We start from the raw sequence: 21,920 nt of genomic DNA, 5'->3' as shown, positions 1-21,920 counted from the left end.
TCCTCCTAGATAATTCTTATATCAACTGTTGCATCAGTTGATTCAACTTGTATTTGTGTATTTTTCGAGTATTTAAGTAATTTACTGATCTCGTTAATATCGAAATCATCTTTATCGTCATCTTTGATAAATCTTTTTCCAATTCTTAATCCCATTCTGACAAAGATCATCGGGATTGGTATTGCAAATAATATCTTAAGGAATGTATTAACTCCTTTTCCTTCATCAGGAACATGAATTTTCATTTTGATAAATGAAGCTCTTTTCCCTGGTTTAGTATTTCTTACCTTCTGTTCAGGATATAAGATATTCAATGCTTCCTGTGATGTAAGTTCTCCATTTTGGATTTGTTGAAGGACTTTTTTATTACTCATCTATGTTCACATCCTTTATTAATTTTTTTAAGTTCGTGATTAACTTTCTTAATTACACCCTTATGATAATACATAAAAAAGTATATGTCAACACTTTTAATTAATTTTATTAAGTTAGATATTAATTTTATTAAGTTAATGCTTAACTATATTGATTATTATCAATGTCTAGTTCATTTATAGATGTACTTATTCCTTATATATATAAAAAGAAATGGCATTTTAGCACCATTTCTTATATGACAATGTTAATTTTGTAGTTAATTATATTAATAAACTTCATCAAATATTAAGGTAATTTATTAATTGCTCTAATTCTATCCACTACAGGTGGATGTGAAAAAGTTAATTTTACATATAGTGGATGAGGTGTTAAATTAGAGAAATTCTCTTTACTTAACACTTTTAATGCACTAATCATATAATCTTTTGAATATTTAGTAGAAGCAAAAGCATCTGCTTGATACTCATGTTTTCTAGATAACGTTGAGGTTATTAAGTGAATGATTATTGACAATGGGGCAAATAATATAAAGAACATGATTAACGAGAATCCTAAGTTAGCTCCAGCAAAGTTAAACGCTTCGCCAAATGCTTCAGATTTTGCTAACCAACCAAATAGACTTACATATATAAACATTTCAATAGCTGATTGAGCTAGATTGAAAATTACATGTTTATACTTATTGTGTCCTATTTCATGTGCTAATACAGCAATAATCTCTTCATTACTCATTTTTTCAATCAATGTATCAAATAAAACTATTCTTTTTGCCTTCCCAAACCCACTAAAGAACGCATTTAGTTTTGATGATCTCTTTGAAGCGTCCATAATACTTATTTTTGAAACCTCATAACCAACACTTTTAGCAAACTCATTAATGCCATCTTTTAATTCACCATCTTCTAAAGGTGTTAACTTGTTAAAGATTGGCACTATAACTGTTGTGTATAACAGATTTACTATTAAGATAATCACCATAATAGCTAACCATGTATATAGAAAGAATAGATTTCCCGCTTTTTCTTCTATTACAACAACTAGATACAGTAATCCTCCACCAAATATAAATGTTAGTAATAGATTTTTAATTTTATCGGTAACAAATGTTTTCTTAGTCGTTTTATTAAATCCATACTTTTCTTCAATTTTGAAAGTACTATAATAAGATGGATATATCCCTATAATAAATGTAATAATCTGATATATCCCCATAAATGCTAATACCTGTAATCTAGCATTAATAAATAATTCTCTAGCTGCATCATCGATAATAACAAATACACCTAATACTAAGAATAACAATAATATTACGGTATCAATTACACTGACAATCTCACTAAATCTAAATCTCTCCATTGTGTAATTAAGCCATCTCTTATATTCCTTCTCATCATAAATCCCTTGAACTTCTTCTGGTATTTCGGCATTTCTATTAGAGTAATTTAGCCAAGATAACCATGTACTATATCCATACCCAATTACTATTAATGCATATACCAATATTAAGATAAACGTTTCCATTTCATCACTCCTTCTCGACCATTTTAACACAATACAATTAAAATATCACGATAATTCAACCATTATGACAAGGTTGTCACTATTCTCTTGACAAGCACCAATATGTTTGATAAACTATAAGTGACAAGGTTGTCATATGGAGGTGATATATGAATGCCAAAAGAAACCTTTTTCAATTTAGATGAAAACAAGAAGACAAGAATTATCGAAGCTTCTTTAGATGAATTTTCTCTAAACTCTTTTAATGAAGCCAAATTATCAAGAATCATCAAATCATCAAAAATACCCAGAGGTAGTTTCTATCAGTATTTCGAGGATAAGATGGATTTATACAAGTACGTCTTTGATATTTTATCAAAAAGAAAGTTATCCTTTATGGAAGACTTACTACCAAACCCTGAAAAGATGCCATTTTTAGAACTTTTTGAAGAGTTATATACAAGAGGTGTGAAATTCGCTGAATCAGATATTAGATTTGTAAGGATATCAAAATACTTGATGTTATCAGGACAAGATATCATTGATCAAATATTTGGGGACAACTTAGGGGTCGCAAAAGAGTTTTACATGAAATATATCGAAACTGATAAATCACTAGGTCGAATTAGACAAGACATTGATACGGAATTTTTAGCAGAATTTGTTGTGCAAGCAACGACTAATATTGCTTTTAATGAAGTTGCAGAAAACGATGATTTTGATGTTAAAAGAATGTTTAAACGAATAAGTAATATTATATCAATACTTAGGAAAGGTATAGAATAGGTGAACATAATGTTTAAAGTAGAAAATATGAAATACAGATATCCTAAAAATGACAAGGACACCATAAGAGGTATTAGCTTTGATATCGCTAAAGGTGAGATTTTTGGTTTTTTAGGACCAAGTGGTGCAGGTAAAAGTACTACACAGAAAATCATGATCAAAGTCTTAGAAGACTATGATGGTGGAATTTACTATAATGGAAAAAGCATCCTGGAATTCAACGACGAATTCTATGAAAGCATTGGAGTTAGCTTTGAAATGCCAATTCATTTCTCTAAAATGACAGCAATGGAAAATATCGAGTTTTTCTTAAAATTATATAAGAAAAACGCTAATATTGAAGAATTAATGAAAAGAGTTGGGTTATGGGAAGACCGTGATAAGATGGTTGGAGAATACTCAAAAGGAATGAAGATTCGATTAAACTTTGTTAGAGCAATGTTAAATGATCCTGATATGTTATTCCTTGATGAACCTACTAATGGTCTTGATCCTAAAAATGCAATGATTTTAAAAGATATGGTAAGAGAGTTCCGCAATAATGGTGGAACCGTATTTATCACTTCACATATCATGGCTGATATCGATCAATTATGTGATCGCGTTGCCTTTATTGTTGAAGGTAAAATCATTGAAATGGATTCACCAAGAAACTTAAAAATCAAATATGGTAAACGTTCAATGAAATTAGAGTATAACGATAACGGCAAAACAGTATTGAAAGAATTTCCAATGGATGACATTGGTAAAAATGAAGAGTTCTTAAACCTTTTACAAACTAAAGAATTAGAAACATTACACAGTGGTGAAACTACACTGGAAGATATCTTTATTACTGTAACAGGAGTTCAATTAGCTGATGAGTAAAGTTTGGTTATTAGTAAAAGGTGAGCTTCAAAGATTACACAAATATAATCTAACAACTATAAGTCTTGCAGTAGCGATATTATGGTGTATAATGCTATATTTCGTTGGTGATGACTTATTGGGAATACTGCTTCCTTTAGTACTCCTAATGGATGCAACAATGATGGCTTTGATGTATGTTGGTTCAATTATGACATTCGAAAAATCAGAATCAACAATATCAACTTTATTAGTTACACCAGTATCAAATGATCAATTGTTATTAGCAAAAGTACTTTCAAACACTGTTCACAATATGTTTTCAAGTGCATTAATCATTATTGCGTTTACAATTTTTGCAAGTATTGAAATCAATTACTTACTAGTTACATTAGCAGTCTTCTTATCAACTGCAACACATACAGTCTTAGGGATTTGCATGTCATATACTGCAAAAGACTTCACAAGACTTTTAATGCGCGTTATGAGTTTCGCATTTATCTTAATGGCACCAGCTTTATTACTTGAATTTGGTGTTGTAGAAGGTACTCTTTGGGAAATCATTAATTTAGTTAACCCAATCAATGCTGCATTAGAATTATTCAAAGTTGCTTTCCCTACAGAACTTACAGAATTTGGATGGGAATTCTATTTCTCATTAGGATACTTATTAACTGGTGGACCATTACTATATTTCCTATGGGCCAAACCAAAATTCCAAGATTATGCCGTTAGGCAAAGTGGGGTGTAAAATATGTTTATACACGTATTCAAAAGTGAAATAAAAAACATCGTTAGAGACCCAATGTATTTATTCTTTAGTGTTTATCCATTTATTTTCGGTGCTGCTGGATATTTCATCGTTGATTCTATCAGCGACCCTGTATGGGGTGGAATGGTAGCAATGATCCTAATCATCATGACAAGTTATGTCTATGGTGCAGTTACTGGATTTACATTATTAGATGATAAAGACGATAAAGTTTTAATAAGTTTAAAGATTACACCAATTTCAACAAAAATGTATGTTTTTGTAAAACTATTAATCGGTTATGTATTTGGATTCATCGCAACACTAATCGTAGTATTCGCGACCGGTTTCTTAGCAGATACAGCCATTTGGATGATTATCCTAATCTCAGCTGTAGCTAGTTTACAAGCGCCATTCTTAGCTTTAGTAGTTAACAGTTTTGCTTCTAATAAAGTTGAAGGTTTCGTTGTAATGAAAGGAACTGGTATGACACTTATCTTACCAGCAGTAGCATTTTGGCTTACTGATTGGAAAGAGTTCTTCTTGATAATCGCACCAGGATTCTGGCCTGCTCGTATGATTCAAATGGAAATTATGCCAACAGAGATATTCCATATAGAATATAACTTACCGATTCTTTTATACTTCTTCTTAGGAGTAGCATACAACTTATTATTATCAACACTACTATTCAAAATATATACAAAAAAATCTAATATATAAAGGAGAAAGAATATGCCTTGGTACGCAATTGCATTAATTATTTATGGTATCCTTTGTTTATTCATTGGTTTACTAAAGCCACCAATGATATGGAACATGAGTAAATTCAAAGTAATGGAAAAAATGTTTGGTAAAGTAGGACTTAGAGTTTTCGTCCTTGTATGGGGAGCAATCGCTCTTGTAGCTGGTTTATTACTTAGATAACAAAAAAGCACAATTCATTCTGAATTGTGCTTTTTGTTTACAAACTACTTCGTAATTCTATAATAATATCTCTTGTTTCAGCTGCTTTCTCAAAATCAAGACGCTTAGCTGCATTACGCATTTCTTTTTCGAGATCTCCGATGATCTTAAGTTTCTCTTTTTTAGATAAATCACCAATTGATTTAGTTTCTTCACTAATATCCAGTTTAACACTAATAGAATCTCTAATAGCTTTCTTAATAGTGAGAGGAGTAATATTGTTTTCCTGATTATACTCTTCTTGAATAGCTCTTCTTCTAGATGTTTCTTCAATAGCGTAATTCATTGAATCAGTCATTTTATCAGCATACATTATTACTTTACCATCACTATTTCTAGCAGCACGACCAATCGTTTGAACTAAACTACGATTACTTCTTAAGAATCCTTGTTTATCAGCGTCTAAGATACAAATTAAAGCAACTTCAGGAATATCTAATCCTTCACGTAAAAGATTAATCCCCACAATTACATCATAAGTTCCTAGACGTAGTTCTCTAATAATTTCAATACGTTCCAATGTTTTAATTTTACTATGTAGATAAGTTACTTTGATACCTAATTCTTTTAAGTAATTAGTTAAATCTTCACTCATCTTAATTGTTAAAGTCGTAATAAGAGTTCTTTGATTTACTTCATTACGTTTCAATATCTCAGCAACTATATCATCGATTTGTCCTTGTTTACCTCTAACCTCTATAACAGGATCTAGTAATCCTGTAGGGCGAATAATTTGTTCTACTAAGTAAGGAGTTTTTTCTCTTTCATAATCTCCAGGTGTCGCGCTTAAATAAACCACTTGTTTGATCTTTTTATTAAATTCCTCAAAGTTTAAAGGGCGGTTATCAAGTGCACTTGGTAATCTAAATCCGTAATCTACTAAAGTTGATTTACGTGATCTATCCCCATTATACATCCCTCTAACTTGGGGTAATGTAACATGTGATTCATCAACTACTAATAAGAAATCATCACCAAAGAAATCCATTAAAGTATAAGGTGTTTCACCTTCTTCTCTGAGCGAGAGATGTCTTGAATAGTTCTCAACACCGCTACAACTACCAATTTCTTTTAACATCTCAATATCATAATTAGTCCGTTGAGAGATTCTTTCTGCTTCTAAATACTTATCTTCCTTCTTATAAAAAGAGATTCTCTCTTCTAATTCTTCTTCGATTCTTTTAATACCTTCTTCGATTTTATCTTTATTAGTTATGAACTGGGTTGCTGGGAATAAAGAAATAACTTTATACTCATTTAACACTTCTCCAGTTAATATATCAAATTCTCTAATTCGCTCGATATCGTCATCAAATAGTTCAACTCTTATTCCAACTGTTTTACTATATGTAGGTAGAATCTCAATGACATCACCTTTAACTCTAAACGTACCCCTATTAAAATCAAAATCATTTCTAGTAAACAACATCTCGACTAATCTAGTTAATAAACGATCTCGTCCAAATTCCTCGCCTACTCGTAACGTAAGCATCGAGTTTTTATAGTCTTCAGGATTCCCTATTCCATAGATACAAGAAACAGAGGCAATAACAATAACGTCTTTTCTCTCAAGTAAAGAAGCTGTCGCACTATGTCTCATCTCATCAATTTCATCATTTATAGATGAATCTTTTTCAATATATAAATCCCTTGAAGGGACATAGGCTTCTGGTTGAAAATAGTCATAATAAGAAATAAAGTATTCAACCCTGTTTTCAGGGAAATACTGTTTAAACTCACTATATAATTGTCCAGCTAAGGTTTTATTATGAGCTAATATCAAAGTTGGTTTATTGATATTTTTAATAACATTACTAATTGTAAAAGTCTTCCCAGTCCCTGTTGCTCCAAGTAAGACCTGTTCTTTCACACCGTTATTAATATTATTAGTTATATATTCAACAGCTTTTATCTGATCACCCATCGGTTCATAGTTAGCCTTTAATGCAAATTTGTCCATAATAATCACCTCATAGAAATTATACCATATATACTAAAAATAATTGATATATGATACAATGTTTTCAGGTGATAATAATGAAAGTATTACTTATTAGTATTAACGCAAAATACATCCACACTAATAACGCTGTTAGGCTTTTAAAAGTAAACAGTTCTTTTGATACTGAGATAATGGAATATACAATCAAAGACGATATCAAAAACATCGCAGAAGAGATAAACAACAAGAATCCTGACGTTGTTGCTTGTAGTATGTATATTTGGAATGTGAACAACTTCAAAGAATTATTCAAAGAACTAGAGCTAAAAAATGCAAAACTAGTTTTAGGTGGTCCTGAAGTTAGTTATGATCCTACATACTTCTTAACTAATACCAAAGCTGATTTTGTTATTAAAGGCGAAGGGGAAATAGCTTTTGAAGAACTATTAAAAGCAATAACTTCTAATAAGGATTATAAAAACATTTCTAGTTTATCTTATAAAGATAATGGCAATATAATAAATAACCCAATAAAAGAGATAACCGATTTATCAGTTATTAAACTACCTTATTACATCAAAGAAGATATTGAACATATACCTAATAAGATATCGTATATAGAATCCTCGAGAGGATGTCCTTATAAATGTAGTTACTGTTTAAGTTCTCTAGAGAAAACAGTTCGATTCTTTAATACTGATGAAGTAAAAAAAGCGATTCTCTACTTAATGGAAAAAGGTTCAAAGACAATTAAATTTCTTGATAGAACATTTAATGCCAATAAGAACACACTTGATTTACTAGATTATATTATTGAAAACAATAACCATAAAACAGTCTTCCAGTTTGAAATTACGGGTGATGTTTTAGATCCTAAAATTATCGAGCACTTAAATAAAAAAGCTCCTAAAGGTCTATTTAGATTTGAAATCGGTATTCAATCTATCAATGAACAAACTAATCTCCTTGTAGATAGATTCCAAAATACCGAAAAACTATTCAATAATATAAAACTTATCCAAAAAGGTAATATCATTGATTTACATTTAGATTTAATTGCTGGGTTACCTTTAGAAGACCTTAAATCATTTATAAATACCTTTGACAATGTTTTTAATCTCAAAACTAAGGAATTACAACTTGGATTCCTAAAAATGCTTAGAGGGACAAAAATAAGGTTTGAAAGTGATAAGTATGGATATGAGTTTAATAAAAATGCCCCATACGAAATTATTAGTAATAATGCATTAACTAATAATGAAATTAAAGAGATTCACTTAGTAGAACATATGTTAGAACTCTATCACAATAAAGGATACTTTAGACAAAACATGTTGGATATCATTATATCCAAAGAATCACCCTATCAGTTCTTTCTAGATATTGGAAATCACTTTATAATAAATAACTATAAAATGAAAGGTTATCAGATAGAGGATATCTATAAATATGTCTTTGATTTATTAAATGGTGAAGAAATCTACCTATTAAAACAAGATTATCTAGTTAGATCAAAAATCAAACCAAAGATATTCTTTGAGAATATCATTTCTAAGGAAGAAAGAAATCTTATATTAACAAAACTATCTCAACAACAAAATATCCCTTTAAACAAACTATATAAACATTCAGTCCTAATCAAAAAAGACTTTGAATATTTTGTAGCTCTTTATCAAAACCATATATCGCAGACATACAAAGTGTACATAAATAAAACGCCCTAAATAGGGCGTTTTTTAATTAGTAATCTTTATAATCGCAGTATAAACTTTATCGATATAATCTTTAATATTCAACTCTTTGTCAATTTCCATATTTGCATTTGCAATACGAATTATACTCCCAACAACTAGTGATGTTAATAACATTTGGTTTTCTCCTACTAGTTCTGGTTTTAATTTACCCTCTACAATTCCTTTTGAAAAGACTGATGTAAATCTTTCTTGATAAAACACATTAACACTTTTGATTTTTTCTGTCATTTTCTTTCGATGTTCGTCAGGCATAATTCTTTTGAAATTAGGAGTGATTAAGTTAAATAAGAACCGACTGTTCAAAGCTATATCAAAGAGATTCGATAACTCTTTTTTTATCTGAGTTTCAAAATCACTATCTACTAATTCATGGTTATGAATCGTTTCTATTGATTTATCAACTACACGGATTACTGCTTCTTGTAGTAACTGATCTTTAGTATCAAAGTACTCATAAATTGTGCTTTTTCCGATATCTACTTTTGCAGCTAATTGGCTGATGGTAAAATCAGCACCGATTCCTTGAGTTCTAAATATTTCAACTAATGCATCTAATATTTGATCTTTTCTTGCCAATTAGATCACCTTCTTTTTGTTGAAGAATAAGTTAGCTAAAAGCAATACAAGTAATACCACACCGATAAGAATAATGTACCAGTAACCTAAATATATATAAGCCCCAACAGTACCAGCAAGAACTGCAACTATTCCTAAACCACTTAAAATGTTTTTAGTGTATTCAGTAAACAAGAAGTACATGATAGGTACAACAACCAATGTTAAGACTGTTGCATATAATAATCCACCAATTGTAGTTACTGCCATTGGTTGCATCATTTCTGCACCATCACCAACACCTAATGCCATAGTGATTAAAGCTAAGATAGTCGTTAAAGCTGTCATTACGATTGGTCTTAATCTTGTTTTACCAGCTTCTAACAATGCTTCTTTAACACCTAAGCCTTTTGCTCGTAATTGATTTGTATAATCAACAAGGACTATACCGTTATTTACGACGACCCCAACTAATATAATAAATCCAATCATTGCGACAACACTTACAGGCATTCCTGTAAAGAATAATATTGCAAATCCACCAGTAAATGCTAATGGAATTGTAAACATAATGATTAATGGATAACTATATGATTGGAATTGCGAAGCCATAATCATATAGATTAAAGCAACAGCTAAAACCATTGCTAAAACTAAAGTACTTAATGCTTCCATTATCTCTTCATTTTCCCCTTGGACTTCAAACACATATCCTTCAGGTGCTTCATAATCACTCATTGCCTCATCTAAATCTTGAGCAACGAATGTAGTATTGAAATCAGGATCAAATGTTGCTGAGATAGTTAATGATCTAATTCCATTTATATGATTTATTGTACTAAAACCTTCGATTACTTCAACATCTGCAACATCGCTAACTTTAATAAATGAACCATCAAATCCCATTCCAAGAATTGTATCTTTAATCTCTTGAACAGAAAGCGTTGTGTCACTATAGTTAGATGAACTATCGTAAACATATACATCATACATAGTTCCACCTTGTGTAATGGTAGTAACTACTTCTTCAGATGATAATAATTCCATAATTTGCACTGCTACTACCGCTGTCATATAACCATATTGAACAGCTTTATCTTTATCAACAGTAATTTTGATTTCATCAGCTGGAATACCAACACCATTATCGACTTCAAGGACACCTTCAACATCACTTAATAGTCCTGCTATTTCATTTGCTTCTGTTTTTAATACTTCTAAATCATAACCGCGAAGTTCAACTTGATAACCACTACCTGTTAACATCGATGTTTGTTGCTGTGAACCACTAATATCAAACTCAATCATATCATAATCATCCATCAGTAACTCATTTAGTAATACTTCCATTTCGTTAGTAGATTTCACTCTATCATCACTTAGTACTACAGAAGCACTTGCGCTTCCTGCAGAACTAAATCCGAGGAAACCTCCTTGGGCACTTCCTAATGTCATTCCGACTATATCAACATCATCAAATTCTAAGATGTCATCAGCAAGGTCATCTAATACAGCAAAGAACTCATCTGTATCTAACGGATTTTCAGTTGGATTAGAGATTGAGATATTTAACTGTCCTTCATCAGAAGTTGGGAAATACTCAAATCCATTATTTATTGCTAAGAAGATAAATCCACCAAACAATATTACTACTAATACCATAACTACATATTTAAATCTAAAGGCAAAATTGAATAATTTTTCATAATTGCGTTTTGCCCAGCCACTATCTGATTCCTCTTTAGAAACAGTTTTTTCATCTTCTTTTAAAATCTTCGATGAAATCGCCGGAACCAGAGTTAAAGCAATTAGTAATGATGCGATTAAGCTATATGCAATCGTTAAAGCCATTTCCATAAAGATTTCTTTAATAAATCCTTCAATGAACACTACTGGTACAAATACACTAATAGTAGTAATTGTTGAAGCAAAGATTGCTCCTGCAACTTGTTTAGTACCTTCAATTGCAGCATCTCTATTTGAATAACCAAGTTTTTTCATTCTAAAGATATTTTCCATAACTACAATAGAGTTATCTACTAACATCCCAATACCAAGTGCTAACCCACCTAGGGAAACAATATTTAAAGTAATCCCACTAAAGTAAATTAATACTATTGCAAACATTAGACTGATAGGAATACTTATCCCAACAATGAATGTTGCACGGGCACTTCTTAAGAATATAATTAGGACAATTACTGCTAGTATAGCACCATAAACCAAGTTGTTTACAACACTACCCGTAGCGAATCCAATATATTCTCCCTGATCTAACAATACTGTAAAATCTGTATCTGTATCAGTTTCACTTAGACCTTCTAATACAGCAATGATTTCTTTTGTTACATCAGTAGTAGCATATTCACTACTTTTTTGAATTGAAATACTGATTGCATTATCACCATTTACTTTACTGTATTCTTTTTCATTAGCATTAACGAAATCAATGTCAGTAATTTCATTCATCCCGATTTCTAAAGGATTGATTACATACATCATTTCAATAGGATGAATTTCTGGATTATAAGCTGGATTTAACATTCCGGGGAAAGTAAATACTGTCAAATGCTCAATTTCATCTGTTGTCCCAAATTCATCACCAACACGAACTAAGTATATTCCGTCACTATATTCAGTATCAGCAATATTAGCGTATCCAACTGGATACTCAAAGTTTTGGGCTTGTAAGATTTGTCCTATAAGCTCTTTATCTAACAATGGTAATTGCGGTGCATCTACACCTAACATTGCAATAAATTGGGCATTAATAGCATCAATCTCATTATTTTTCTCAGCTAAGATTGCTTCATCTATAACTACTTGTATTTCTGATTCATAAGCACCACTAATACTAACACTAGCAACACCAGGTACCTTTTCAATATTAGGTACTATCTCGTCATAAACATATTCTGTTAATTCTCTTTGATTTAAATCACCTTTAGATACACTAAGTTGCATAATAGGCATCATATCAGGGTTTAATTTGATAATCATGGAACTTCCTACCATATCAGGCATACTAGCAGTCGACATATCTATTGTCTCACGCATTTCTATAATGGCACTGTCCATATTTGTATCACCGTTAAACTCTAAAATTATCAAAGAAAAGTTCTCTTGTGACATTGATGTTATCTCTTTTACATTTGTTGTTGTAGCTAATGCATCCTCTAAAGGATTAGTAACTACATCCTCTACTTCTGTAGGGCTTGCTCCTGGATAGGTAGTAACAACTACACTATAAGGGAGATTCATATTTGGGAATAAATCTGTCGTTAGATTGGTATAAGAAACCACTCCAAACACAATTACAATTATTACTGCCATAAAAACAGTAACAGCTCTATCCACACTAAACTTGGCTAAATTTTTCATTTTTGTCCTCCTATATATATGTTCATAAAAAACCCGACCGAATGTTCGGTCGGGTATAATATTACCACTATTTTTTTACTTAATCAAGTTCTTAACAGAAATATATGAAATTACTATTCTGTTACGTTAGTATCAACATCTTGATAACTAGAAGTCGTTAAGCTCAAACTATCTGGATGGAAATTAGCGTCTTCATTAACAAAGTCGATATCTCCATTTGATGTTTTCATTGTGATGTTATTAGCATACACATTAGTTGCATCGATTGCATTATTACTTGAATTTACAGTAATACTTGAAGCAGGTGATTCAGTTGTATTTAAATCCCCGAGTGTAACTTTACCATTTGTTGTATCAAGTGTATAAACATCAAATCCTGTTGTTCTAACTCTTATAGTATTATTGCTTGTGTCAATGATTAGATTTGAGTTACTAGTTGAAGTTACATCTATGACATCTACTCTACCGTTTGTTGTATAAATGTCAAGATTACCTGCAACAGTTATTTCTGACACTTCTACCATATTGTTTGATGAATCAATTTCTAAATATCCTTCAAATACCGAGTTTGAAACACTTACTTTTCCATTAGATGTTTTTAACGTTGCATCACCGCTAACATTTACATTGATCATATCAATTCTTGCATTAGATGTATCTAAAGTAACGTCTCTGAAATCGATGTTTCTGACATATACATTTCCATTTGAAGTCTCTACAATAATATCATCTAAATTTAAACCAGTTGGTAGTTCAATCCTTAGTAAATTGTGAGTACCACTCAATAAACTAAACATTTCACTAGGATCCCAAAAGATTTCAAATGTTGTTTCGATATCATTTGTTAGGACTAATTTATTTGTCTCATAATTAAAATCATATGTAAAATTATCATCTTTAATATGTGTGTGTTTAATAACCACATCATCATTTGAACCTTGGACTATTTCAACAGAGATATCTTCTAAATCAGTTTCAATAATCCACTGATCTCCATTTAATAACTCAGTCTCAAAGTCTTCTGTAATTGTTACACTAATAGATTCACCTTGTGAGTATTCAGTTTGCACCCAATCATAATGATTTAAGATCCAGTAACCAGAATACACAATTCCAACTAGAGCACCAACTAAGGCTAAATTCTTAATTCTTTTAGCTCCACGATGTTTCTTAAACCATGAATCTAAACTTAAATGACTTAGTTTCTTAATCGCTTTTTCTCTATTATTAACTTTGAATACATTTAGATGCCATTTGATTAAAGTTCTTGTGAACCATAATGATGCTTCTAAAACAACAAGTCCAAATAGGAATAACAGGATTAATGCTGCTGTAATAAACCCAAACACGTATTGATCGACAGCTGAACTGTCTCCTAATATTAAACCAATTGTAGTAAACCATGTGAAACTAGAACCAATAATTGCTACAGCTGCTCCATATAATGCAGGAATAACACTTGAAGCAATTAACACATCAAATGCAATTAAGAAAATTGCTTTCCCAGTACTAACATTTGAGTATCTCTCTTCTTTTTTCTTAACATATGTTGGACTAACTCCATATTCATCAAGTACATTTCTAGCAATCACTTCTGGTCTTTCTAACTCAGCAATTACTTCTTCTTCAGTTTTGTTTTCGTATATCGTTCCATTGTAAAATCTCTCTTCATAGAAATGAATTATTTCTCTACGCTCTTCTTTATCAAGCATATTTAATTCTCTATCTAATCTTCTCAAAAAATCAAGTTTATTCATATCGATCACTCCTTATCATTAAATTAACGACTCGCTGAAATTTTGTCCAGTCCACTCTTAAGACTTCAATTCTTCTTTTACCTTGCCTTGTAATTTTAAAATACTTTCTTGGTGGTCCTTCTGATGATTCTCGTAAATATGTTTCACAGAGACCTTCTTTTGTTAGTTTCCTTAATATTGGATATATCGTACTTTCACTAATAGCCATATTACTACTAATCTCTTGATATATATCATATCCGTAAGTATCTCGTTGTGCAATTTTGTTTAGTACAACCATCTCAAGGACACCTTTTTTTAGTTGCGTACTCATATGAGCACCTCCTTTTACACATTGTATGGTACTACACAATGTATAGTAGCATACTAAATATAGTACGTCAAGTCTTTATTTGTGTATTTTTTGTGAATTTCATTTTATTATGAAAATATGATTTTTAATCAAAAAAAAAGACTAGAATAATCTAGTCTTTTAAGTAATATCAACAATACGCATACCGTTAGTTGGCTCCCCAATTGGGAATCCACCGGTGATAATAACTCGATCACCTTTTTTGATACCATAATCTCTTTTAGCTATTTTGATTGCTTCTGCTACTACTGTCTCTACATCTTTAACCAAATGTACTTCAATTGGTTCTACACCACTATGAAGCTGTAATCCTTTGGCATACTTGTCTGATGATGTTAATGCCAAGATTCTTGCATTAGGTCTAAATTGTGATAAATACTTTGCAGTTCGTCCTGAAACAGTTGGCACAATAATTAAATTTACTTTACTTTGAATTACAGTATAAGCAACACTTATTGCAATTGATGTAGCAATACGTCTTGATGAATCGTTTTGCTTATTTGCACGTTTAACGATATCTTTACGATCAATTTGTGCTTCAATCCTATTTGCTATGCGGTTCATTGTTTCAACAGATTCAACAGGATAATTACCAACTGCACTTTCACCACTTAACATGATAGCATCTGTACCATCGTATATAGCGTTAGCTACATCGCTAACTTCAGCACGAGTTGGGCGAGGATGTTCAATCATAGATTCTAACATTTGTGTTGCTGTAACACTAATTTTACCTTTAGCTAAGCATTTATTAATAATACTTTTTTGAATTACTGGTACATCTTCAGCAGGTACTTCGACACCTAAATCACCACGAGCAATCATAATCCCATCACTTATTTCAATGATTTCATCGATATTTTCTACACCTTCAATATTCTCAATTTTAGAAATAATTTGAATTTCTTTATTTCCATTATATTTGATAATATTACGAATTTCTTGGACATCACTAGCACGCCTTACAAAAGAAGCAGCGATAAAATCAACGTTGTTTTCACAACCCCACACGATATCTGCGTAGTCTTTTGGTGATATAAAGTCTAAGTTTAATTTAACACCAGGAACATTAATTCCTTTTCTGTTTTTTAGAATGTGCCCGTTTTCAGCAATAGTGTGAATTAATTTATTCGCTAAATCGATTTTTTCAACTTTTAAAGCTAGGTACCCATCATCAACGAGAATTGTTTGTCCCACTTTCATATCTTTATAAAGGTTTGGATAAGAAATACTAAAATGAGTACTATCTCCTTCAACTTCATCCATATGAATAATAACTTTAGCACCTTCAGCTACAGTAGCCTTTCCATCTTTAAAAAGATGAGTTCTAATTTCTGGCCCTTTAGTATCTAGTAAAGCAGCAATATGTGTTCCTAATTCTTCATTGATTTTGTCCAATGTCATCAATTTTTCATAATGATCTTGATGTGTACCATGAGAAAAGTTCATTCTCATAACATCCATTCCAGCTTCTACTAAAGCTTTCATTATTTCAAAACTATCTGATGCTGGTCCAATAGTACATATAATTTTTGTTTGATTGAACGGTATCATATAACCATCTCCTATTTTAATCTACCAACTAAACCATATCTTTTATTTGGTATCTCTCTTTTTTTATTTAAAGCAAAATTAATGTCGTAATCTACATATTCCATACCTTTAAGTCCGACGGCTCTTCCGCTTTTTCCTTTAACTAATAAATCAACAGCGTATTCTCCCATTTCTGTAGCTAATACTCTATCGAAAGCTGCAGGATCTCCACCTCTTTGAACATGTCCTAAGACAGTAGCTCTTGTTTCAAATCCTGTTTTCTCTTCAATCTCTTTGGAAAGATCTAAAACATTTAGCATATTTTCAGTAACAATAACAATCGCGTGTCTCTTACCACTCTTGTTTGAATTAGTGATAGCTTCAATAAGCTGTTCCTTATCAAATCCTGTTTCTGGAGTAATAATAAATTCACTACCTCCAGCAATTCCTGCGTATAATGCTAAGTCTCCGCAATGTCTTCCCATTACTTCAACTACACTACACCTTTTATGAGACATTGAAGTGTCTCGTAATTTGTCTATACTATCGACAACAGTTTGCATTGCTGTAAAAAAGCCAATTGTATAATCAGTACTTGAAATATCATTATCTATTGTTCCTGGTAATCCAATTGTAGGAATACCCATTTCACTTAAAGCTTGGGCTCCTCTATATGTACCATCTCCACCAATTACAACAATAGCATCTATACCTAAATCTCTAATTTGCTTTACGGCAATTTCTCTAACTTCTTTTTTGGCAAACTCAGGGTATCTAGCGCTACCTAAAACAGTACCACCACGACTTATAATTCTTGTAACATCATAGCGATTAAGTTTTCTAATTTTTCCTTCACATAGTCCTTTATATCCATGAAAAATCCCATATACTTCTAACCCATAATGTAAACCACTTCTTACAACTGCTCTAATAGCGGCATTCATCCCAGGAGCATCTCCTCCTGAAGTCATCACTGCAATTCTTTTCATATAAAATCACCACCACAAAGATTATAGCACAAAGAAAATATTTAAAAAACCAATATATGTTATGTATACGCTATCATTTATCAAGTTTTAACAAATTGTTAACAATTAATTGTATTTCATTATTTCTATTATCTATCTTCCCTTTGAGAAGATAGACTTCGCCTTTAATAAGCTTATCTTTAAACTTTTGATAGGTACTAGTAAACAACACACCATTAAGTTTTTTTGCTTCATCATCCACTGTAATAAAAGCCATTTCCTTATTATTCTTAGTTTTTATCTGTCTCACTTTAGATAAAACAGCAACCATTCTTATTTCTCTATTTATATACTCTTCATTTATATCCGAAGGTACTAGTAATTTATGTTTCTTAATATATTCTTCAAAATTAGTTAATGGATTAACAAATAAATTGAAACCTAAAATACTTTTTTCTTTTTCTTTTAAAACCTCATAAGAGTATTCCTCTAAGTTTTCGATAACAAACTCATCTTGTTTGATAAAATCACCATATAAACTAAAATTGATAACTTCATCCAATTGATCAATCATTGTATGTTTAGAATAACCAAATTCATCTAAAGCACCAGCATAGATTAATGATTCTATAACTCTCTTATTCAGTGTTTTATGGCACCTTCTTACGAAATCAAAGTAATTTTCAAAAGCCCCATCTTTTCTGACTTCTACCAAATCTCTAACTGTGTTTCTACCTAAGTTTTTAATCCCTAACAATGGGAATCTTAGATTATTATTCTCAGGGTTAAAGATATGATTAGATTTATTAATTGATGGTGGTAATATTTTAACACCAATTTTGTTAGCTTCAAAGATATATTCTTTCATCATTGCTTCTGAACCAATAACGCTTGTAGTCAAAATGCTAATAAAATACTTAGGATAATTTGCTTTAAGATAAGCCATCCAGTATGAAACCATAGCGTATGCAACGCTATGAGCTTTATTAAAACCGTAGTTTGCAAACTTAACTATATAATCATATATTTCATTACTTGTTTTTTCATCTCGATTTAACTCTTTTGCCTTTTTAACAAAATTAGCACGTTCTTCATGTAGTATCTTTTCTGACTTTTTACTAACTGCTCTTCTTAAAACATCAGCTTCTCCAAGTGAATATCCAGCAAACAGACTTGCAATTTGAATAATTTGCTCTTGGTAAATAATAATCCCATTTGTTGATTTTAGAACATCTTCTAATATTTTGTGGGGATAAGTAATCTTTTCTAAGTTATTTCTTCTTCTAATATAAGAAGGAATATTCTCCATTGGTCCTGGTCTAAATAAAGCCAGGATAGTTACTATATCTTCAAATGAATCAATTTGCATTTGGCCAATTAGACTTCTCATTCCGCGAGATTCTAATTGGAAGATACCCGTTGTTTCAGTCCTTTTTAACAAATCAAAAGTCTTTTGATCGTTTAGTGGAACTTTGTAGATATCTATATTCTTTTTCTCTTTATAACTAATTAACTGGCATATCTTATCAATACTTGATAAGTTTCTAAGTCCTAAGAAATCAATTTTAAGAAGACCTAAATCTTCTAGATCTTTCGCTTCATATTGAGTTTGAATCATGTCTAACAGTCCAACTTGAATTGGCGTATGATTAGTCATATCATCTCCAGTAACTATTATTCCTGCTGCATGAGTTGACACATGTCTTAATAGTCCTTCTAGCTTAGAAGCCAAATATAGAAGGTTTTTAGCGTCTTTATTTTGACTGATTATATTTTTAACTGTTTCAGAATTTTCTACCATATCAGTAATAGAATTATATTTGTCAGATTCTTTAGTTAGTTGGGTTAAAAGAACTCCTTCAAAATCAATAACTCTTGCAGTATCTCTTATGGCTGATTTTGATTTAAAAGTACCGAAGGTACATATAGAAGCTACTTTCTCAACACCGTAAAAATCTCTTACATATTTGATAACATCATCTCTTTTATCATCTGGTAAATCCATATCGATATCTGGCAAAGTTATACGCTCTGGGTTCAAGAATCTTTCGAATACAAGTTCATGGGCAATCGAATCTACCGAGGTTATTCCTAAACAATAAGACACTAAACTAGCAGCAGCACTACCACGTCCTGGTCCTACTAAGTATTTGTTTTGTTTGGCATATTTAACAAAATCCCAAACGATTAAAAAGTAATCATTATATCCCATTTCATCAATAACTCTAAGTTCATAGTTTAGTCTATCAATATATTTATTCTTATCTATTTTTAATCCTCTAACTCGTTTATCCAAACCTTTAAAAACAAGAGCATGTAAATACTCTTTAGCTTTAATATTATCTTTTAATTTATATTTAGGTAGATGAGTCGTTGAAAAATCAATTGTTATTTTGCATGAATCTGCAATTTTTGTTGTATTGTTTAAAGCTTGTTTATACTGTGAGTAATCTTTCTCAACTTCTTCTGGTCTTTTTAATAACTCATCATTCAGTTCACCTAAAAGATTACTTTCATCAATATTGAAAACTTTACTCAATAATTTATGTATTTCTCTATCCTCATCATCAAGAAGACTAACTTTAGGTAACACAACGAAATTAAACATCTTACTTAAATCAGTATTAAATGATTCATTACTACTAATTGATAAGTAATACTCATCGAAACAGTTATTTAGTAACTCTTTAAATTCTCTTATTGTGTTAGCTTGCTTATTACTATATGCATTATATAGTTCACTTTCATCACTAATTATTATGGTAATTAAACCTTTTATATTGGCTTTAATCTCCGATAAACTGATTATCTTATTCAAACTATATATTGATGATATTTTCAATAGATTTTGATACCCTTCATTGCTTTTAGCTAGAAAAACCACTTTATTCTTTGCAGTAGAATTTAAACCTTCTACTATTGCACTTAAACCGATAACTGGATTAATGTTGTTCGCTTTACACGCTTTATAGAACTTGATAGTACCATGCATTTTAGGATCAGTTATAGCTAAAGAAGTGTATCCATAGGATACAGCTCTTTTTACTAATTCATTTATCCGAATATTGGATCCGTTCAACGCATAGTTTGTTTCTACGTATAAGTGTGTAAATGCCATCGAATCACCACCATAAAAATTATAACACAATAAAAGAAAGAAAAAGTAAGCACATTACTTTTTCTTTAAAATTATTCCTCCTACTATTACAACAACACCTAGGAAGACAATATCATACTTTTGAACATAATCAATCACTGTAGGTTCATCTACTGGTTTATCAACTGAGAAATAGTATGTTTCTAAGTAATCTCCTTCTCCTCTAATCTTTAGTAAATATTCTCCTTCATCTGAAATAGTGTAAGGTGATTGGATGTAAGTATTATTCAAGTAACCTTCCCCTTCAAATTCTATCTCAACATCATCGTCATATGTTTGATTATTTATAATCCCTGTTACGCTAGAATTTATAGAGAAATTGATTACTTTCTCATATTCATTAACGCCGGTTATAGTTAATGAATAATTCCCAGGTTCAGTTATTTCTGTACCTGAAACATATAAATCATTATTCAAGTAATATTTTCCATTAGAAATAACGGGGGTAACACTTTCAGTATAAACTTGATTATCCTCAACTCCTGTGATGACTGGCTCCACTACAAATACATAAGTAAAGTCATTGTACAGTAATTCATAATTGCCAGGATACTCAATCTTCACCCCATGATAAACGACCTGTTCATTTAGAAGGGCTTCATTAAGGAATAAGATCGTAACAGTATCTGTGTATATTTCATTTGCTGGGATATCCAAAGTATCATCATATAGGAATTCTAAATCAGAAGTTAAAGCGCCATCAAAGTTTTCTGCGTAGTCATAATCAAACAAATATAACATATCCGTGTTAGCAGTTCTTACAATTGGCTCATCAATGGTTTGTATATTAAGTTCATTATATTCGAAATCAAAAGTAACAAATATATTATTATAAAATACGATATTTCCCATATCATTTTCTACATTTTGTTCAATGCGAATTAATAGGACATTATCTATTTCAACGACTTGTCGTACTTCTTCTAACTCCCCATAATCTTCTAGTAAAACAAATTCCTCATTACCTTCTTTATCTAATATAAGTATAAATGAATCATAATAATTATCACCTTCATAGTTATGGGTATAACCGTAAAATACATGTTTTTCATTAATCTCTACAACATTGGTAACTCTTATTTTTTGATTTAAATATACTGCGTCAGTTTCAAAAGAATTTTCGCCAAGTTTGGTAATATGGTACCCTGTTCCTCGTTCACTATGAGAGATAGTAGACAATCTAAATTCATACTCTTCAAACTCATAGTTCAAGCTAGTGCTAGCACCATTTACACTAGTATTTGTAGTTAAAAATAGTAAAAATAGTAATAAAAAAACAGTTTTCTTCATAATA

17 protein-coding genes are annotated in these 21,920 nt (G+C 30.9%); 6 read left to right on the top strand and 11 right to left on the bottom strand.

From position 1 onward, the window contains the following. Positions 1-5: 5 nt before the first annotated feature. Complete coding sequence (locus tag KQ51_RS02840; RefSeq protein WP_038468648.1) at positions 6-374, bottom strand: hypothetical protein; 369 nt, start codon at positions 372-374, stop codon at positions 6-8. 289 nt (positions 375-663) lie between these two features. After that, entirely contained in the window at positions 664-1,899 is a 1,236-nt protein-coding gene (locus KQ51_RS02835; protein WP_038468645.1) for a M48 family metallopeptidase, read from the bottom strand. Positions 1,900-2,052: 153 nt separating this feature from the next. Here KQ51_RS02835 and KQ51_RS09355 point away from each other — a divergent pair, with 153 nt between their 5' ends. The 5 genes from KQ51_RS09355 to KQ51_RS02810 are packed head-to-tail and all read left to right on the top strand — an operon-like array spanning position 2,053 to position 5,188. Further along, positions 2,053-2,664 (top strand): TetR/AcrR family transcriptional regulator, encoded by a 612-nt coding sequence (locus KQ51_RS09355; RefSeq protein WP_052609103.1) that lies wholly within the window; start codon positions 2,053-2,055, stop codon positions 2,662-2,664. A gap of 9 nt (positions 2,665-2,673) precedes the next feature. Further along, complete coding sequence (locus KQ51_RS02825) at positions 2,674-3,531, top strand: ABC transporter ATP-binding protein (protein WP_038468643.1); 858 nt, start codon at positions 2,674-2,676, stop codon at positions 3,529-3,531. Then, positions 3,524-4,261 (top strand): ABC transporter permease, encoded by a 738-nt coding sequence (locus KQ51_RS02820; protein ID WP_038468640.1) that lies wholly within the window; start codon positions 3,524-3,526, stop codon positions 4,259-4,261. The genes KQ51_RS02825 and KQ51_RS02820 overlap by 8 nt, the downstream gene beginning before the upstream one ends. Before the next feature lie 3 nt (positions 4,262-4,264). Continuing rightward, positions 4,265-4,984: a hypothetical protein gene (locus tag KQ51_RS09350; protein ID WP_052609101.1), complete on the top strand. Its 720-nt coding sequence runs from the start codon at positions 4,265-4,267 to the stop codon at positions 4,982-4,984. Positions 4,985-4,996: 12 nt separating this feature from the next. Beyond that, on the top strand, positions 4,997-5,188 hold the full coding sequence (locus KQ51_RS02810; RefSeq protein ID WP_038468636.1) for a hypothetical protein: 192 nt from the start codon (positions 4,997-4,999) through the stop codon (positions 5,186-5,188). 37 nt (positions 5,189-5,225) lie between these two features. Here KQ51_RS02810 and uvrB read toward each other — a convergent pair whose 3' ends face one another. Continuing rightward, a complete protein-coding gene (gene uvrB / locus KQ51_RS02805) occupies positions 5,226-7,187 on the bottom strand; it encodes an excinuclease ABC subunit UvrB (RefSeq protein ID WP_038468633.1) in 1,962 nt (653 codons plus the stop codon). Between the two features lie 77 nt (positions 7,188-7,264). On the opposite strand from uvrB, the gene KQ51_RS02800 reads away from it, so the two are divergent. Further along, on the top strand, positions 7,265-8,893 hold the full coding sequence (locus tag KQ51_RS02800) for a B12-binding domain-containing radical SAM protein (protein WP_038468631.1): 1,629 nt from the start codon (positions 7,265-7,267) through the stop codon (positions 8,891-8,893). Positions 8,894-8,905: 12 nt separating this feature from the next. Here the strand turns inward: KQ51_RS02800 and KQ51_RS09345 are convergent, their stop codons facing one another. The 8 genes from KQ51_RS09345 to KQ51_RS02760 all read right to left on the bottom strand — a co-directional run bounded on the left by KQ51_RS09345 (position 8,906) and on the right by KQ51_RS02760 (position 21,916). Beyond that, positions 8,906-9,499 (bottom strand): TetR/AcrR family transcriptional regulator, encoded by a 594-nt coding sequence (locus KQ51_RS09345; RefSeq protein WP_052609100.1) that lies wholly within the window; start codon positions 9,497-9,499, stop codon positions 8,906-8,908. Beyond that, on the bottom strand, positions 9,500-12,859 hold the full coding sequence (locus tag KQ51_RS02790) for an efflux RND transporter permease subunit (protein ID WP_038468628.1): 3,360 nt from the start codon (positions 12,857-12,859) through the stop codon (positions 9,500-9,502). Positions 12,860-12,972: 113 nt separating this feature from the next. Continuing rightward, complete coding sequence (locus KQ51_RS09340; protein ID WP_052609098.1) at positions 12,973-14,616, bottom strand: DUF4097 family beta strand repeat-containing protein; 1,644 nt, start codon at positions 14,614-14,616, stop codon at positions 12,973-12,975. Beyond that, a complete protein-coding gene (locus KQ51_RS02780; protein ID WP_038468626.1) occupies positions 14,609-14,929 on the bottom strand; it encodes a PadR family transcriptional regulator in 321 nt (106 codons plus the stop codon). Before KQ51_RS02780 ends, KQ51_RS09340 begins: the two co-directional genes overlap by 8 nt. A 159-nt stretch (positions 14,930-15,088) precedes the next feature. Then, a complete protein-coding gene (gene pyk / locus KQ51_RS02775) occupies positions 15,089-16,522 on the bottom strand; it encodes a pyruvate kinase (RefSeq protein WP_038468624.1) in 1,434 nt (477 codons plus the stop codon). Between the two features lie 11 nt (positions 16,523-16,533). Next, a complete protein-coding gene (gene pfkA / locus KQ51_RS02770) occupies positions 16,534-17,490 on the bottom strand; it encodes a 6-phosphofructokinase (RefSeq protein WP_038468622.1) in 957 nt (318 codons plus the stop codon). Between the two features lie 73 nt (positions 17,491-17,563). Further along, positions 17,564-20,587: a DNA polymerase III subunit alpha gene (locus KQ51_RS02765; RefSeq protein ID WP_038471607.1), complete on the bottom strand. Its 3,024-nt coding sequence runs from the start codon at positions 20,585-20,587 to the stop codon at positions 17,564-17,566. Between the two features lie 54 nt (positions 20,588-20,641). After that, positions 20,642-21,916 carry a hypothetical protein gene (locus KQ51_RS02760; RefSeq protein WP_038468620.1) on the bottom strand — a complete coding sequence of 425 codons (1,275 nt, stop codon included), beginning with the start codon at positions 21,914-21,916 and terminating at the stop codon, positions 20,642-20,644. Positions 21,917-21,920: the final 4 nt, after the last annotated feature.

The sequence above is a fragment of the Candidatus Izimaplasma bacterium HR1 genome (genome assembly GCA_000755705.1).
Lineage (GTDB): Bacteria > Bacillota_I > Bacilli_A > Izemoplasmatales > Izemoplasmataceae > Xianfuyuplasma.
Note: the sequence above shows the minus strand (reverse complement) of the source record. Positions and strands in the feature narration are given on the sequence as shown.